This is a genomic window from Streptomonospora sediminis (assembly GCF_054778995.1).
The window spans coordinates 38155-54782 of record NZ_BAAGYZ010000005.1 but is presented as its reverse complement, the minus strand read 5'-3'; the positions used below and the strand labels follow the sequence as shown (position 1 = coordinate 54782).

Sequence of the window (16628 nt, the reverse complement as noted above, 5' to 3'; positions counted from 1 at the left end):
CCCGCAGTATCCGCCGGTGGCCGCACCGGTGAAGCACGCGAGAGGGGACCCAAGCGTTGGCTCAGCTTGAGATCGGGCTCGGCAAGAACGGGCGCCGCGCCTACGAACTCGAGGAGATCGGGATCGTTCCGGCCCGGCGCACGCGTGACCCCGAGGAGGTGTCGATCACCTGGCAGATCGACGCCTACCGCTTCGACACGCCGCTCATGGGCAGCCCGATGGACAGCATCGCCTCGCCCGAGACCATCATCACCATGGGTCAGCAGGGCGCACTGGGCGTGCTCGACCTCGAAGGGCTCTGGACCCGTTACGAGTCCCCCGAACCGCTGCTGGCCGAGATCAGCGAACTCGACGACGAAGCCGCCACCCACCGGCTGCAGGAGATCTACGCCGAGCCGATCAAGGAAGAACTGATCGGGCGGCGCATCGAGGAGATCCGCCAGGCCGGCGTGGTCACGGCCGCCCGGCTCTCGCCCCAGCACACCGCGCAGTACCACAAGGCGGTCATCGACGCCGGGGTCGACCTCTTCGTCATCCGCGGCACCACCGTCTCCGCCGAACACGTGTCGGGCCGCACCGAGCCGCTCAACCTCAAGCAGTTCATCTACGAGCTGGACGTGCCCGTGGTCGTCGGCGGCTGCGCCACCTACACCGCGGCGCTGCACCTGATGCGCACCGGCGCCGCCGGCGTGCTGGTGGGCTTCGGCGGCGGCTCGGGCCACACCACCCGCTCGGTGCTGGGTGTGGCGGTGCCCATGGCCAGCGCGATCGGCGACGTCGCCGCGGCCCGCCGCGACTACCTCGACGAGTCGGGCGGCCGCTACGTGCACGTCATCGCCGACGGCGGCATGACCCGCAGCGGCGACATCGCTAAGGCGCTGGCCTGCGGATCCGACGCTGTGATGATCGGCTCACCGTTGGCGCGCGCGCAGGAATCGCCTGGCGGCGGCTACCACTGGGGCAGTGAGGCCCACCACGGCGAGCTGCCGCGCGGTGAACGGCTCCAGGTCGGCACGATCGGTTCGCTGGCTTCCATCCTGCACGGCCCCTCGTCCATCAGCGACGGCTCCATGAACCTGATGGGGGCGCTGCGCCGCACCATGGCGACCTCCGGTTACAGCGACCTCAAGGAGTTCCAGCGGGTCGAGGTCGTGGTCAACCCGCACCGCTGACCGCTCTCCGCCCGCCGCCCCACCGCCGGTACGCACCGGCGGCGGTGCGGTGCGCCCGCGGACCGATGGCAGATCGGCCTGCGGTACCGCGGCCGGCAGGGCGGGCGCGCCAGACGTGCAGGCTTATGGGGTGTGCCATCCGATTCGGTCCGGCATGCCGGGTTAGCCTGGCCAAAGACGTCCGGGTCCGGCCCGGCAATGCATAACGCGGGAAGAAGGGCTTGAGATGACTGCTGCGCGGATGGGGCCCGAACAGCGAACCGAGGCGCTATCGGCCATGGCTGGGGGCGAACTGGACGTTCTCGTCGTCGGTGGCGGCATCGTCGGAGCGGGTGTCGCGCTGGACGCCGTCTCACGCGGACTTTCGGTCGGGCTGATCGAGGCGCGCGACTTCGCATCGGGCACGTCCAGCCGGTCCAGCAAGCTGGTCCACGGCGGCCTGCGCTACCTGGAGCAGTTCGATTTCGAACTGGTCCGCGAAGCGCTGGTCGAACGCGGACTGATGCTGCACCGCATCGCACCCCACCTGGTGCGCCCGGTCCCGTTCGTGTACCCGCTCACCAAGCACTGGGAGCGCCCTTACGTCGGCGCCGGCGTCACTCTCTACGACACGCTGGCGATGTCCATGGGCAACGAGCGCGGCCTGCCGCACCACCGCCACCTCTCCCGCGGCAGCGCACTGCGGATCTTCCCGGCGCTGCGCCGCGACTCGCTCGTGGGCGCGGTGCAGTACTGGGACGCCCAGGTCGACGACGCCCGCTACGTCCTCACCGTGCTGCGCACCGCGGCCACCTACGGGGCGCAGATCGCCTCGCGGGTGCAGGCCGTGGGCTTCCTGCGCGAAGGCGAGCATGTCACCGGTGCGCAGGCCCAGGACCTGGAGTCCGGTGAGCGGTTCGAGATCCGCGCCAAGCAGGTCGTCAACGCCGGCGGGGTGTGGACCGACGACATCCAGGAGCTGGTCGGCGGGCGCGGCCAGATCCACGTGCGCCCGTCCAAGGGCATCCACCTGGTCGTCCCGCGCGACCGTATCCAGGGCTCCTCTGGGCTCATCCTGCGCACCGAGAAGAGCGTGCTGTTCGTCATCCCGTGGGGCAGGCACTGGATCATCGGCACCACCGACACCGACTGGAACCTGGACAAGGCCCACCCGGCGGCCAGCCGCAGCGACATCGACTACGTGCTCGACCACGTCAACTCGGTGCTGCGGGTTCCGCTGACCAGGGACGACGTCGAGGGCGTCTACGCGGGGCTGCGGCCGTTGCTGACCGGTGAATCCGACGAAAGCTCCAAGCTGTCCCGCGAGCACACCGTCGCCCACCCTGTTCCGGGGCTGGTGGTGATCGCCGGCGGGAAGTACACGACCTACCGGGTGATGGCCAAGGACGCCGTCGACGCGGTGGCACACGGGCTCGACGGGCGCATTCCCGAGTCGGTCACCGACCGGCTGCCGCTGACCGGTGCCGAGGGGTACGCGGCGATGTGGAACCAGCGCCGCAAGCTCGCCAACGAGTCGGGGCTGCACCGGTCGCGCATCACCCACCTGCTGCACCGCTACGGCACCATGGTCGACGAAATCCTCGCGCTGATGGAGGACCGGCCCGACCTCAAGGAGCCGCTGACCGGCGCCGACGACTACCTGCGCGCCGAGGTCGTCTACGCCGCGGCCTACGAGGGGGCGCACCACCTCAACGACGTCCTTGCGCGGCGCACCCGCATCTCCATCGAAACCTGGGACCGCGGCATCGCCGTGGCCGAGGAGGCCGCGCGGCTGATGGGCGGGGAACTGGGCTGGAGCGAGGACCACATCCAGCGCGAGGTCGCCTACTACCGCAAGCGCATCGAGGTGGAGCGCGCGGCCCAGGAGCAGGACAACGACAACGAGGCCGACGCCGTCCAGCACGGCGCCCCCGAGATCGTGCCCCAGGCAGGTACGACCGCGGGCGTGTAGGCGCAGCCGGCAGTACACACCGGCGGCCCGGTGCCCGCGGCTGCGCGGCAGCGCGGACGCAGGCACCGGGCCGCCGCATCGGCGTGCGGGCCGAGCGGCCGTTCCCGGCCGTCCGCCCGCGCCCCGCACCACCCGCGGCCGCCGGGTCATCGGGCCGTCCACAGCCGCAGAAAACATCTCGAAACCGGGTGCCCGGCTGGAGCACACTGGGCGAGTGCTGCTGACGATCTCCACCACCCGCCCCCCGGCCACCGACCTCGGTTATTTGCTGCACAAGCACCCCGACCGCGTCCAGCGCTTCGACCAGTCCTACGGCACGGCCCACGTGTTCTATCCCGAGGCCGCCGCCGACCGCTGCACGGCTGCGCTGCTGCTAGAGGTCGACCCCCAGGCGCTGCTGCGCACCCGCAAAGCCGGCTCCGGCGCGCCCGACTTCTCGCTGGCGCAGTACGTCAACGACCGCCCGTACACGGCATCGTCGCTGTTCGCGGTGGCACTGGGCGACGTCTTCCGCAGCGCGCTGCGGGCGAGCAGCACGGCGCGCCCCGAACTCGCCGCCGAACCATTGCCGCTCACCCTGCAGCTGCCCGCCGTGCCCTGCCGAGGCGGCCCCGACCACGCGCGGCGGCTGTTCGAACCGCTGGGTTGGCACACCGATGCCCAGCCGGTCGAACTCGACCCCGGCCTGCCGGGCTGGGGCGACTCCCGCTATATCGGCCTCACGCTCACCGGCGAACTCCGGCTTGCCGATGCGCTCAGCCACCTCTACGTGCTGCTTCCGGCGCTCGACGGCACCAAGCACTACTGGGTCGGCCCCGACGAAATCGACAAGCTGCTGCGTGCCGGCGAACGCTGGCTGCCCGCGCACCCGGAACGCGCCTGGATCACCCGGCGCTACCTGTCGCGGCGCAACGGGCTGGTGCGCACCGCACTCACGCGGCTGAGCGAACTCGACGACCACCCGGCCGCGGTGGCGGACCCCGCGGACCCCGTGGATCCCGCCGATCCGGCTGCGGCCGCCGGTTCAGCGCCGGCCACCGACCCCGGCGAGGAGGAACCGCCGCCGCCCCCCGATCCCGACCGCCCGGCGGCCGGGACACCGGCACCGGCCGAAGGGGTACCGGCAACCGCCGGTCCTGCCGGCGGCCCGGCGGCCGGCACCGGAGCCCAGTACGGCGGCGCCGATTCCGGCGACCGCGAACCCTCGCTGGCCGATCGGCGGGCGGGTGCGGTGCTGGCCGTGCTCAAGGCCGAGGACACGCGGTCGGTGATCGACATCGGCTGCGGGTCGGGCCGGTTGCTGGCGCGGTTGCTGGCCGAACCCGGATTCGGCGCCGTCGCCGGTGCCGACGTCGCGGCCACTACCCTGGAACACGCCCGGCGGCGGCTGCGGCCCGACCGCCTGCCGGCCGCACAACAGCAGCGCCTGCACCTGTTCGCGGCGTCGCTGCTCTACGGCGACCCCCGCCTCCGCGGCTACGACGCCGCCGTGCTGATGGAGGTCATCGAACACATCGACCCGCCGCGGCTGCCCGCCGCCGCCCAGGTCCTGTTCGGCGATACCGCGCCGCGAACGGTGGTGGTCACCACGCCCAACGCCGAGTACAACGCCCGCTACGACTGGCTGGCCGAAGGCTCCTTCCGGCACAGCGACCACCGCTTCGAGTGGACCCGCGCCGAGTTCCGCGCCTGGGCCGACAACGTCGCCGACTCCTACGGCTACCGGGTGCGCTACCTGCCGGTCGGCCCCGAAGATGCTGAAACCGGGGCATCCACCCAGATGGGGGTGTTCACCAAATGACCGCCTTCGATCCGTCCGGCCCCGCGCCCGGCTCCGGCGGCCCCACCGGCGCGGGCGGCCCGCCCGGCTCCGGCCCCGCCGACCGCCCTGAACACCCCGGCGGCGCGCACCCCCGTACCGGCACCGGCGCACCCGTGCTGTCCGTTCCCGAACTCAGCCTGGTCGTACTCATCGGCGCCTCCGGCGCGGGCAAGTCCACCTTCGCCGCCCGCAACTTCCGGCCCACCCAGGTGATCTCCTCCGATTTCTGCCGCGGGCTGGTCAGCGACGACGAAAACGACCAGAGCGCCAGCACCGACGCGTTCACGCTGCTGCACCACATCGTCGGCACCCGGCTGCGCCGCGGCCTGCTCACCGTCGTCGACGCCACCAACGTGCAGCAGCGCGCCCGCGCCGAACTGGTGCGCATCGCCAAGAACCACGACGTCCTGCCCACCGCGATCGTGCTGGACGTGCCCGAGTCCCTGGCACGCGAGCGCAATGCGGCCCGGGCCGACCGCGACTTCGGCCCGCAGGTGATCTCCCGGCAGCGCCGCGAACTCCGCCGGGGCCTCAACCGGCTGGACAAAGAGGGCTTCCGGCGGGTGCACGTGCTGCGCGGCGCCGCCGAAACCGACGCCGCAACCGTCGTGCCCGAGCGCGGCTGGAGCGACAAGCGCGACCTCACCGGCCCGTTCGACATCGTGGGCGACGTGCACGGCTGCCGCGCCGAGCTCGAGGAACTGCTGGCGGCGCTCGGCTATACCGTCGAACGCGACGACCGCGGCCGGGCCGTGGGCGCCCACCACCCCGAGGGGCGCACCGCCGTGTTCGTCGGCGACCTCGTCGACCGCGGCCCCGACACCCCGGGTGTGCTGCGCCTGGCGATGGGCATGGTCGCCGCCGGCGACGCACTGTGCGTGGCCGGCAACCACGAGGACAAGCTGGTCCGTGCGCTGAAAGGGCGCAAGGTCCAGGTGCGGCACGGCCTTGCTGAGTCCCTGCAGCAGCTCGACACCGAACCCGCCGACTTCCGCGACCGCGTCCTGGAGTTCTGCGGCGGACTGCTCAGCCACTACGTGCTCGACGACGGCAGGCTCGTGGTCGCCCACGCCGGGCTCAAGGAGGAGTACCACGGGCGCGCATCGGGCCGGGTGCGCTCGTTCGCGCTCTACGGCGAGACCACCGGCGAAACCGACGAGTTCGGGCTGCCGGTGCGCCACCCGTGGGCGCGCGAGTACCGGGGGCGGGCCGCGGTGGTCTACGGCCACGTGCCCACGCCCGAACCGGAGTGGATCAACAACACCATCTGCCTCGACACCGGCTGCGTGTTCGGCGGGCGGCTCACCGCGCTGCGCTATCCCGAACGCGAACTCGCCGCGGTCGCGGCGCACAGCACCCACTTCGAGTCCGCCCGCCCGTTCCCCGCGGCCGCCCAAGGCCCGGCCGAGGCAGGAAAGGCGGGCGGTGGTACCTCCGGTATCAGCATCGGCGACATCCTGCCCGAGGGCCCGGCGGGGCACGTCGACACCGGGTTCGGCAAGGTCGCCGTGCCGCGCGACAACGCGCTCGCGGCGCTTGAGGCGATGAGCCGGTTCGCGGTCGACCCGCGGTGGCTGCTGTACCTGCCGCCGACCATGGCGCCCGCCCCGACCTCTGCCGAACCCGGCCTGCTGGAACACCCCGGCGAAGCGTTCGGCGGCTTTCTGGACAACGGGGTCGCCCGCGTCATCTGCCAGGAGAAACACATGGGTTCGCGTGCCGTCGCGGTGGTGTGCCGCGATTCCGGCGCCGCCGCGCGGCGCTTTGTTCCGGGCGCGCTGGGGGCGGTGTTCACTCGCACCGGGCGGGCGTTCTTCCCCGACCCGCAGGTCGAATCGGACGTCCTGGCCGAACTGCGCGAGGGCATCACCGCTGCCGGGCTGTGGGAACGGCTCGGTACCGATTGGGTCGCCCTCGACGGCGAGATGCTGCCCTGGTCGGCAAAGGCCGAGGGCCTCATCCGCGAGCAGTACGCGGCGGTCGGTGCCGCGGCGCGCGCCGCACTGCCGGCGGCGCAGCGGGCGCTGGCGGCGGCGGCCGAGCGGGGGCTCGACGTCGGCGATCTCGCCGAACGCACCGATCGGCGCGGACGCGACATCGAGGCGTTCAGCGCGGTCTACCGCCACTACGCCTGGCCCACCGACGGTTCCGCCGGGCTGCGCTACGCGCCGTTCGCGGTCCTGGCGGTCGAAGGGCGCGAGTTCACCGGCGAGGACCACCGCTGGCACCTGGGCATCACCGAGAACTTGGCCGAGCACTGCCCGATGGTGCTGACCACGCGCTACCGGGTCGTCGACACCACCGACCCCGATGCCACCGCCGCCGCTGCCTCCTGGTGGCGCGACCTGGTCGCGGCCGGCGGCGAGGGCATGGTCGTCAAGCCGGTCGACGGCGCCCGGGCCACCGGAACCCGCGGCCTCGCCCAGCCCGGCCTCAAGGTGCGCGGCCCCGAGTACCTGCGCATCATCTACGGCCCCGACTACCTTGCCCCCGACCGCCTGGCCGGCCTGCGCGACCGCCGCCTCAACCGGAAGAACCGCATGGCCCTCAACGAACACAAACTCGGCCTGGAATCCCTGTCCCGCCACGCCTCGGGCGAACCGCTCTGGCGTGTCCACCAGCCCGTGTTCGGCGTCCTCGCCTTGGAATCCGAACCCGTGGACCCCCGGTTGTAGCGCACCCCTTGGCCGGGGGCGGGTGGCGCGCCTGGCGGGTGTTCGGCGATGCTCATGCAGAAATGCCCGTCGGGACCGGTGGCCGCGGGCCTGGGCCTCCTGCGGCTGTCGCTGCCGCTGTTGAGTTCAGGGCACCTGCTTGGCCGACTGGTGGCAAGGCCGCGCAGCGTACCTGGGTCGGCCGCCGGGGAACTGCGTTGCGCGGCCGCCGCAGGGGCGGCCAGCGACTTTCCCGGTCTTGCGGCTCGCCCGAATCTTGGTGGGGCGCCGGGGAACGGTCTCGCGGACGGGACGAGGCCGGTCCCCGGCGCGTTCGGGGGTGGGTGGTGGGAAACCGCCAGGTGCGGGGTTGCCTGACGCTTTCGGTGCCCTCTTGGTCCTGTTGTGTGCTTGAAGCCGTTAGTGCCCCTGGAACCGGGGATTCCGGGGTTGCTGGGCGGAGCTTAGCTGTAGGGGATCGGTCGGATCCTCGGCGCAATGACGGGGATCGGGCGGAACCTGCGGTGGCGGTTCGGCCGTGCTGTTGGTCCGGCGGCCCGGATCCCCCGGACGGGTGTACGTCCCGGTTTCCGTGCTTGCGAACGACCTACCCAGATATCCGGCGGTATAGCAGACTCGGCGCGCCCTCGTGCGGTGGTCGGGTCCGGCAGGAGCGGCGGTGCCGGTGCGGGGGTTTCGGGCGGCGCAGATGCCTCCGGTGCGCCACGGAGCGGACCCGTCGGCCTGCCGGCCGGTCGGGATGCGGGGCGCCGCCATGCCGCTTCCTCTCGTCCCGGGCCACTACCGCAGATGGGAAGCGCCGTTGACGTCCAGGACGGCGCCCGAGGACCACTCCGCCTCCGGCGAGGCGAGGTAGGCCACCGCTGCCGCGATCTCCTCGGGGGCGGCGACCCGCCCGAACGGGCTCTGGTCGCGGATCCGGTCGCCTTCGGCCCCGGACAGGCGGTCGGAGACGCGGTCCGTCGCGGTGAAGCCCGGCGCGACCGCAGCGACGGCGATGCCGTAGGGGCCCAGCGAGACGGCCAGTGACTGGGCCAGCGAGTGCAGGGCCGCCTTGCTCGCGCCGTAGGCCGGCATGTCGGGTTCGCCGCGGTAGGCGCCGCGCGAGCCCACGTTGACGATCCGTCCGGCCGCGCCCCGGTCGATCATGTGCCGGGCGGCGCAGTGGCTCACGTTGGCGGCGCCGAACAGGTTCACTCCGATGATGCGCTGCCATGCGGCCTGCCAGTCCGCGTAGGAGGTTTCGGGTAGCGGATGCGGCGCGGCGGCGGCGGCGTTGTTGACCACGACGTCGAGCCCGTCCAGACCTGCCGCGGCCGCCGCGACGATGGCCTCGGCGGTTCCGGGTTCGGCGATGTCGCCGTTCACGAGCACATGCCCGGTGCCGTCCAGCGACTCGAGGGTTGCCGCGCCTTCGTCCTTGCGTGCGGCGTAGTGGACGGCCACCCGGTCGCCGGCGGCGGCGAACCGCTGGGCGATCGCCCGCCCGATGCCGCCCGACGCCCCGGTGACGAGGATTCCGCGGCCCTGCCCGGCGCTCACGAGCCGCGGATCCGCGAATCGCCGCCCGGCTGCGCGGGGCGTGTGGTCGTGGCCATGTGCCGTCCTTCCTGCTCCTCGGCCCGGGCCGGCGTGCCGTTTCCTCCGGGGCCGGTGGCTCGGGGCGGCCGACGTGTAGGCAGCGCGCAGCGACCATCGTTGACCCGCCGATGTGCCAATGTCAACATTCGGACATGACCACATCCGGGCAGTCGCGCACACTGGGCAAAGCGAAACGGCGCGGCCTCGGCCAGGAAGCGGCCGACCGGGTGCGCGATGCGATCTTCGCGGGTGTCTTCCCGCCCGGATCCGCGCTGCGCGAGGTGGAGTTGGCCGCGAACCTGGAGGTCAGCCGCGGATCGGTGCGTGAGGCCCTTGCACAGTTGGAGCAGGAAGGCCTGGTCCGCAGTGTCTGGCACCGGGGCAGCAGGGTGATCGACCTCTCGGTGACCGACGTCGACGAGGTCTATGCGGTGCGCGCCGCACTGGAGCGGCTGGCCGCGACCACGGCGGCCCGGCGGATCGACGCCGCGGGGCTGGCCGACCTGGACGGGCTGGTCGCCGAGATGGCCCGCGGCCTCGACGACGGCGCCGACGGTCCTGCGCTGCTCGCCTTGGACATCGCGTTCCACGATCGGATCTACGCGGCGGCCGGCAACCAGCGCCTCACGGACGCCTGGCAGGCGGTCCGCTCGCAGGTGTACCTCTTTCAGACCACGCGTATCGCACACGGCGACGACTACCGCGGGATCCTGGTCGAGGAACACCGGGAACTGGCCGACCTGCTGCGCAGCGGCGATACCGCGCGACTGGCCGAGGTCGCCGAGGAGCACGTCGACTCCGCGCGCCGCCGCCTGGTCCGGATGCTCGCCGCCGCACCTGCCCAGGCGCAGCCGCGGCCCGGAGCCGGGACCGCGGCAGGGGGACCTCAGTAGCGGGCGGGCTTCAGCCCGCCGCCGGCGCAGCCGGTGCGGCGACGGCGGGGCTGCGTACGTGTTCGGGGCGCAGACCGACCATCATCACCCGGGCGACCAGGTGGGACCACGGTCCGGTGCCGGCGACCAGCCGCAGCGCCATCGGGAGCCGGTTGTCGTCCTCGGCCAGCACCCGGCTGATGACCTGGCGCTGCAGTGCCTGTTGGAAGGCCTGGGTGCCGACCGTGGGCATCCGGCGGCGGCGCTGCACGCGGGCCAGGAGTTCGGGGTTGAGCGTCTTGGCGAACCGGTCGGGGTCGTTCTGGGCCTCCAGCAGTTGCCGGGACAGCAGGTTGGCGGTCGCCACGGCGTCCTGGATGGCGAGGTTGATACCCACGCCGCCGATCGGGGTCATGGTGTGCGCCGCGTCGCCGATGGCGAGCAGACCCGGCCGGTACCAGCGCTCAAGCCGGTCGGAGGTCACCTTGAGGAACGCAACCTTTGACCAGTCGTCGATCTCGCGCACGCTCTCGCCGAGGAACGGCAGCACCGCCAGCAGTTTCTCCTGGAGGCCCTCAATGGACCCGGCGCGCACCGAGTCGTAGCCGCCCTTGGGGATGAGGTAGGCCACTTGCCAGTAGTCGCCGCGGTCGAACGCAACGGCCATGGCGCCGTCGCCGAGATTCCCGGCGACCCCGCTGTGCTCCGCGGAGCGGCGGGGTACGCGCAGCCACAGCACGTCCATCGGAGCGCCCAGTTCGGTGGGCACCATCCCGGCGGCATCGCGCAGATCGGAGCCGCGCCCGTCGGCGGCGACGCTGAGCACGGCCCGGAGTTCGTGCTCGTCCGGTTCCTGCCCGCCGCGCTGCTCTTCGCTTTCCGTTTGCGGGCCGCCGCGGCCGCCCGCGGACCCGCGCCGCCGGTACCGGACCCCGCGCACCGCGCCGTCCTCCTCAAGGGGGCCGGTGACCTCGCAGTTTGTGATCAGCCGGAACCCGGGGAATCCGCCGGCGTGGTCGCTGAGCATGTCCAGAAAATCCCACTGCGGCATCATGGTGAGGTGCGCGTGTTTGGTCGGCAGCCGTGTCAGGTCGGCTTGCACGATGGCGTTGCCGTCGCGCGAGATGGCCAGCGTGGTGAGTTTTTGGTGCGGCCGTTTCTGCAGGTCGTCGATGAGCCCCAGTTCGTCGATGACCTCCAGTGTCGACGGGTGCACCGTGTCGCCGCGGAAATCGCGCAGGAAGTCGGCGTGTTTCTCCAGGACCGTGACGTCCACACCCGCCCGCGCAAGCAGCAGGCCGAGCATGATCCCTGCGGGGCCGCCGCCCGAGATGGCGACGGTGGTGCGGTCGGTGTGCGTCATCGCAACCTCCGAGATCGGGCGGAGTGAGTCCGCATGCGCCCTGGGAGCGGAATACGGTCGGCCGCGATCGGTTCCGCGCCGGCCCGCCCGTCCAGGGACCGCCAGTGGGATTCGTCCCCTGGTGCGGAACCCGTAATCGGGAAAATCCGGGTTACCGACGGGTAGCCAAACCGGTCCCGGCGCAACTACTCTCCCGCCATGGAAACCGCTGCGAGCACCGCCGGTGACTCCGCGTCGCCGACAGCGCCGGAAGCCGCCGTTGCGCGCCTCACCCGCCGCCTGACCGCGGAGTCGGGGCGCACCGCCACCACCACCGCACCCTTCACCGGCAAGCCGCTGGCCGAGCTTCCGGAGTCCGGGGCCGCCGACGTCGCCGCCGCTTTCGAACGCGCCCGCGCCGCTCAGCGCTCCTGGGCCGCGCTTTCGCCGCGCGAGCGCGCCGAGCCGTTCGCGCGGTTCCACGACCTGGTACTGGACCGCCAGCGCGAGATCCTCGACATCATCCAGTGGGAGACCGGCAAGGCCCGCCGGCACGCCTTCGAGGAGGTCTTCGACGCGGCAGGCGGCACGCTGCACTACGCCCGGTGCGCGCCGCGCCTGCTGCGCCGGCAGCGCACCGCGGGCGCGGTGCCCGGCGCCACCCGCACCTACACGCACAACAGGCCCCAAGGCGTGGTCAGCGTCATCACCCCGTGGAACTACCCGCTGGCGCTGCCCGTCGCCGACGCGGTGCCCGCGCTGCTGGCCGGCAACGCCGTGGTCGCCAAACCCGACACCCAGACGGCGCTGAGCGCGCTGTGGGCGATCGAGACTGCCATCGAGGCGGGCCTGCCCGCAGACCTGTGGATCCCCGTGGTGGGCACCCCCGAGGAGATCGGCGACGCGCTCATCGACAACGCCGACCATGTCTCCTTCACCGGCTCCTCAGCGGTCGGCGCCGATATCGCCCGGCGCGCGGCCGGCAGGCTCGTCGGGTACTCGGCCGAGCTGGGCGGCAAGAACCCCGCCATCATCTGCGAGGACGCCGACCTCGCCTGGACCGTCGAGGGCGTGCAGCGGGCCTGCTTCAGCAACGCCGGCCAACTGTGCATCTCCATGGAACGCCTCTACGTGCACGATGCCGTCTACGACCGGTTCGCCGAGCGCTTCGCCGAGTCGGTGCGCGGCATGGAGCTCAACGCAGGCTTCGACTACTCCGCCGACATGGGTTCGCTCACCTACAAGCGCCAACTGGACCGTGTCGCCGCCCACGTCGACGACGCGCGCGCCAAGGGCGCCGAAGTCCTCGCCGGCGGGCGCGCCCGCGAAGATATCGGCCCGCTGTTCTACGAGCCCACCGTCCTGGCCGGTGTCGCACCGACCATGGACGCCTGCGCCGCCGAGACCTTCGGCCCGGTCGTCTCGCTCTACCGCTACTCCGACGAAAGCGAAGCCGTGCGGGCCGCCAACGCCACCGACTACGGCCTCAACGCCAGTGTGTGGACCCGCGACACCGCGCGCGGCCGGCAGTTGGCCGAGCGCATCGATGCCGGCACGGTCAACATAAACGAGGGCTACGGCGCGGCCTGGGCGAGCTACGGCGCGCCGATGGGCGGGATGAAGCGGTCCGGGGCGGGCCGCAGGCACGGCCCCGAAGGGCTGCTGCGCTACACCGAGTCCCAAACGATCGCCAGCCAGCACTACATCGGTCTCGGCGGCACCCCGGGCATGGACGGCAGGACCCTCGCTGCGGCGATGACCGCGAGTGCGCGGCTGATGAAGCGGTTGCGCATCCGCTGACCGGGGGCGGGTAGTGCGGGCAGTGCGGGCGCGGCCCGTCCCCGGCCCGCACTGCCCGCACCGCCCGCGGCCGCACCGGCCCCGCTTGCGCCCGCTCCGCGGCTGCGGTTTCCGTATCCGCGGACACGGATCCCTCCGATGCCGATGACTCCTGGTGAGAGCACCGGAGCGCGGCGAAACTCCAGGCTCTGTTGGCTGTGCGGTAAAAAAGTGGAAAACTCCTGCGCCGGATTCCAGCCCCCGCGTAACGTTCCTTCACGCGGACGCCGGACTCCTCCCCGCTCCCTCGAACCGGCGCCGGCCCTACCCCCGGAATCCACGGAGGGACCATGCGAGTAGCGGACTCCAATGTCCGGCTCGGCAACGACGACCCCTTGTCCCGCCCGGTATCCCCGCCGGCGGAACCTTCGGCAGGAACGAGCGGACCCGGCCGGCCGGCCACCCGCCGACAGGACACGACCGGCTCCGCGGTGGCCCGTGCGAGCCGGTGAACTGTTCGGCTCGATCACCAGTTCCGTGAGCGAGCCGATGCTGCTGGTCGGGCTTTCCGGCGAGATCCTCGGCCGCAACTCCGCCATGCGGCGGCTGATCCCGGCCGCCGGCACCGGAGCCGACCTCTACGGCCTGTGCTCCGACAGCCGCGAACACGTCGGCGAGACGCTGCGGCACTGGGCCCGTTCGGGCGAACCGCGGGCCGGTGCGCTGGTCCTGGTCGGCGCCGACGGCCGGCCCCGCCGCTGCCCGGGCTTCGGCAGCCGCGCAGCCTGGGCCGACACCGCAGAGCCCGCCGTGCAGGTCCGGCTGGTGCCGCCGGTCGACAGCGAGCGCCTGCGCCGCGCGGCGGTCTCCGACGACCGCGAACGCCATCTGCGCGCCGGTCTGGAACGCGAGCACGAAATCGCCCGCGGGCTACAGCGCACCCTGCTGCCCGCCCGTGTCGACGGCGCCCCGCTGGAGGTCGCCGCCGAGTACATCCCCACGGCCCGCGGCGCCGAGGTCGGCGGCGACTGGTACGACGTCTTCGCCGTGCCCGCCACCGACCGGGTCGGCCTGGTCATCGGCGACGTCGCCGGGCACGGCCTGCCCGAGGCCACCGTGATGTCCCAATTGCGCAGTGTGCTGCGCGCCGCCGCGCTGGAGGAGGGCTGCCGGCCCGACCGCGTCACCGCGCGGCTGGACGCCTACGTCGACACCTACCTGCCGACCAGCATGGCCACCATGTGCTATGCGGTCTACGACCCCGGCGCCAACGAGCTGGCCTACTCCAACGCGGGCCACGTCCCGCCGATGCTGCTGCGCGCCGACGGCTCCTGCGAGCGCCTCGACGCGGTCGTCGACCCGCCGCTGGGCTGCTCGCTGGGCAACGAGCACCGCAGCGCGCGCATCACCGTGCACCCCGGCGACCTGCTGGTCTGCTACACCGACGGCGTGGTCGAGCGGCGCCGCGAGGCTCTCGACACCGGGCTCGGCCGCCTGTCTGCGCTGCTCACCGGGTTCGACGCGCCCACACCCCGGGACGTGTGCACCACCGTGATGGCCTGCTCCGCGCCCACCGACCACGCCGACGACCGGGCGGTGCTGGTGGCCGGGTTCTGACCCCGCGGCGAGGTTCTAGACTTGGGGTTTTCCGATACTCCCGTGCCCTGCACGCCCCTACCTGCGGGAAGGCTCATCCGTGTCCCCTGCCGACACTGGCGACAGCTCGTTCGACACCGTCCTCGTCGTCGACTACGGCGCGCAGTACGCCCAGCTCATCGCCCGGCGGGTGCGTGAGTGCCACGTCTTCAGCGAGATCGTCCCCTCGACCATGCCCGTCGAGGAAATGGTCGCCAAGAATCCGAAGGCCATCATCCTCTCCGGCGGCCCGTCCTCGGTCTACGCCGACGGCGCCCCGCAGGCCCCCGCGAGCCTGTTCGAGACCGGTGTGCCGACCTTGGGCATCTGCTACGGCTACCAGGCGATGGTCCAGTCGCTGGGCGGCACCGTGGCCAGGACCGGGCGCAGCGAGTTCGGCCGCACCAGCATCGAGGTGGGCACCGGCACCGTGCTTTTCGACGGCCTGCCCGCCGTGCAGACCGTATGGATGTCCCACGGCGACTCCGTCTCCGCGGCCCCCGCCGGGTTCCGCACCGTCGGCAGCACCGAGAGCACGCCGGTCGCCGCGATGGAGGACCCTGAACGCGGCCTCTACGGGGTGCAGTTCCACCCCGAGGTCCTGCACAGCGAGCACGGGCAGGCCGTACTGCGGCACTTCCTCTACAACGGCGCCGGGTGCCGGCCCACCTGGACCATGGTCAACATCGTCGACGAACAGGTCGAACGCATCCGCGCCGAGGTCGGCACCAAGCGCGCCATCTGCGCGCTCAGCGGCGGCGTCGACTCCGCCGTGGCCGGCGCCCTGGTGCAGCGCGCCATCGGCGACCAGCTCACCTGCGTGTTCGTCGACCACGGGCTGCTGCGCAAGGGCGAGGTCGAGCAGGTCGAGAAGGACTTCGTCGCCGCCACCGGCGCGGTGCTGAAGGTCGTCGACGCCCAGGACCGCTTCCTCGACGCGCTGTCGGGGGTCAGCGACCCCGAGGAGAAACGCCGCATCATCGGCCGCGAGTTCATCCGCGTCTTCGAGCAGGCGGCCCGCGAGGTCGTCGCCGAAGGCGAACGCGGCGGCGGCGAAAGCGGCGACGCCGAGTTCCTGGTGCAGGGCACGCTCTACCCCGACGTGGTCGAATCGGGCGGCGGTACCGGCGCCGCCAACATCAAGTCGCACCACAACGTCGGCGGGTTGCCCGACGACCTGCAATTCTCCCTGGTCGAGCCGCTGCGCGAGCTGTTCAAGGACGAGGTCCGCCGTGTCGGCGAGGAACTGGGCCTGCCGCCGGACCTGGTGTGGCGCCAGCCGTTCCCCGGGCCGGGGCTGGGCATCCGCATCATCGGCGAGGTCACCCGCGAACGGCTGGACGTGCTGCGCGAGGCCGACTCCATCGCCCGCGAGGAACTGTCGCGCGCTGGGCTGGACCGCGACATCTGGCAGTGCCCGGTGGTGCTGCTGGCCGACGTGCGCTCGGTCGGGGTGCAGGGCGACAGCCGCACCTACGGCCACCCGGTCGTGCTGCGGCCTGTCAGCAGCGAGGACGCGATGACGGCCGACTGGTCGCGGCTGCCCTACGACGTGCTGGCGGCCATCTCCAACCGGATCACCAATGAGGTCCGCGAGGTCAACCGGGTCGCCCTCGATGTCACCAGCAAGCCGCCCGGCACCATCGAGTGGGAGTAGCGGGCGGGTAGCCGGCACCTGCGGAGCGGGGTGGCGGTGTACGCGTACAACGGTCCGCACGGAGCGCGGCCGTTGCCCCCGGGAAACGCCAGCGCTCGCCGGGAAAGCCGGGGCGCGATGCCCGCGCAGGACAGGGAAGGCA

At 72.4% G+C, this 16628-nt stretch carries 10 protein-coding genes; 8 read left to right on the top strand and 2 right to left on the bottom strand.

Translation table 11 applies throughout. The features are described from left to right. Positions 1–56: 56 nt before the first annotated feature. From ACYVD5_RS00880 to ACYVD5_RS00865, 4 genes are all read left to right on the top strand, one after another. Positions 57–1172 carry a GuaB3 family IMP dehydrogenase-related protein gene (locus tag ACYVD5_RS00880; RefSeq protein WP_460998897.1) on the top strand — a complete coding sequence of 372 codons (1116 nt, stop codon included), beginning with the start codon at positions 57–59 and terminating at the stop codon, positions 1170–1172. Positions 1173–1398: 226 nt separating this feature from the next. Continuing rightward, positions 1399–3123: a glycerol-3-phosphate dehydrogenase/oxidase gene (locus ACYVD5_RS00875; protein WP_460998896.1), complete on the top strand. Its 1725-nt coding sequence runs from the start codon at positions 1399–1401 to the stop codon at positions 3121–3123. A gap of 214 nt (positions 3124–3337) precedes the next feature. Next, positions 3338–4924 (top strand): 3' terminal RNA ribose 2'-O-methyltransferase Hen1, encoded by a 1587-nt coding sequence (locus ACYVD5_RS00870; RefSeq protein WP_460998895.1) that lies wholly within the window; start codon positions 3338–3340, stop codon positions 4922–4924. Beyond that, on the top strand, positions 4921–7620 hold the full coding sequence (locus ACYVD5_RS00865) for a polynucleotide kinase-phosphatase (RefSeq protein WP_460998894.1): 2700 nt from the start codon (positions 4921–4923) through the stop codon (positions 7618–7620). The genes ACYVD5_RS00870 and ACYVD5_RS00865 overlap by 4 nt, the downstream gene beginning before the upstream one ends. Before the next feature lie 780 nt (positions 7621–8400). Here the strand turns inward: ACYVD5_RS00865 and ACYVD5_RS00860 are convergent. After that, positions 8401–9162 (bottom strand): SDR family NAD(P)-dependent oxidoreductase, encoded by a 762-nt coding sequence (locus tag ACYVD5_RS00860; protein ID WP_460998893.1) that lies wholly within the window; start codon positions 9160–9162, stop codon positions 8401–8403. A 191-nt stretch (positions 9163–9353) separates the two neighbouring features. Between ACYVD5_RS00860 and ACYVD5_RS00855 the strand changes: the two genes are divergently transcribed. Then, positions 9354–10094 (top strand): GntR family transcriptional regulator, encoded by a 741-nt coding sequence (locus tag ACYVD5_RS00855; RefSeq protein WP_460998892.1) that lies wholly within the window; start codon positions 9354–9356, stop codon positions 10092–10094. Positions 10095–10104: 10 nt separating this feature from the next. Here ACYVD5_RS00855 and ACYVD5_RS00850 read toward each other — a convergent pair whose 3' ends face one another. After that, on the bottom strand, positions 10105–11436 hold the full coding sequence (locus tag ACYVD5_RS00850; RefSeq protein ID WP_460998891.1) for an FAD-dependent oxidoreductase: 1332 nt from the start codon (positions 11434–11436) through the stop codon (positions 10105–10107). A 198-nt stretch (positions 11437–11634) separates the two neighbouring features. Between ACYVD5_RS00850 and ACYVD5_RS00845 the strand changes: the two genes are divergently transcribed. The 3 genes from ACYVD5_RS00845 (at position 11635) to guaA (ending at position 16486) form a co-directional block, all read left to right on the top strand. Beyond that, positions 11635–13215 (top strand): succinic semialdehyde dehydrogenase, encoded by a 1581-nt coding sequence (locus ACYVD5_RS00845; RefSeq protein ID WP_460998890.1) that lies wholly within the window; start codon positions 11635–11637, stop codon positions 13213–13215. 516 nt (positions 13216–13731) lie between these two features. Then, the gene (locus ACYVD5_RS00840) at positions 13732–14811 is read left to right on the top strand and encodes a PP2C family protein-serine/threonine phosphatase (RefSeq protein ID WP_460998889.1); all 1080 of its coding nucleotides are present in this window, start codon (positions 13732–13734) and stop codon (positions 14809–14811) included. Positions 14812–14890: 79 nt separating this feature from the next. After that, a complete protein-coding gene (gene guaA, locus ACYVD5_RS00835) occupies positions 14891–16486 on the top strand; it encodes a glutamine-hydrolyzing GMP synthase (protein ID WP_460998888.1) in 1596 nt (531 codons plus the stop codon). The last annotated feature ends 142 nt before the right edge of the window (positions 16487–16628 follow it).

What these genes read in the sequence shown, in the direction of transcription:
- ACYVD5_RS00875 (WP_460998896.1), top strand. Translation starts at nt 1,399, where the DNA reads ATGACTGCTGCGCGGATGGGGCCCGAACAGCGAACCGAGGCGCTATCG.
- ACYVD5_RS00865 (WP_460998894.1), top strand. Translation starts at nt 4,921, where the DNA reads ATGACCGCCTTCGATCCGTCCGGCCCCGCGCCCGGCTCCGGCGGCCCC.
- ACYVD5_RS00855 (WP_460998892.1), top strand. Translation starts at nt 9,354, where the DNA reads ATGACCACATCCGGGCAGTCGCGCACACTGGGCAAAGCGAAACGGCGC.
- ACYVD5_RS00850 (WP_460998891.1), bottom strand. Translation starts at nt 11,436, where the DNA reads ATGACGCACACCGACCGCACCACCGTCGCCATCTCGGGCGGCGGCCCC.
- ACYVD5_RS00845 (WP_460998890.1), top strand. Translation starts at nt 11,635, where the DNA reads ATGGAAACCGCTGCGAGCACCGCCGGTGACTCCGCGTCGCCGACAGCG.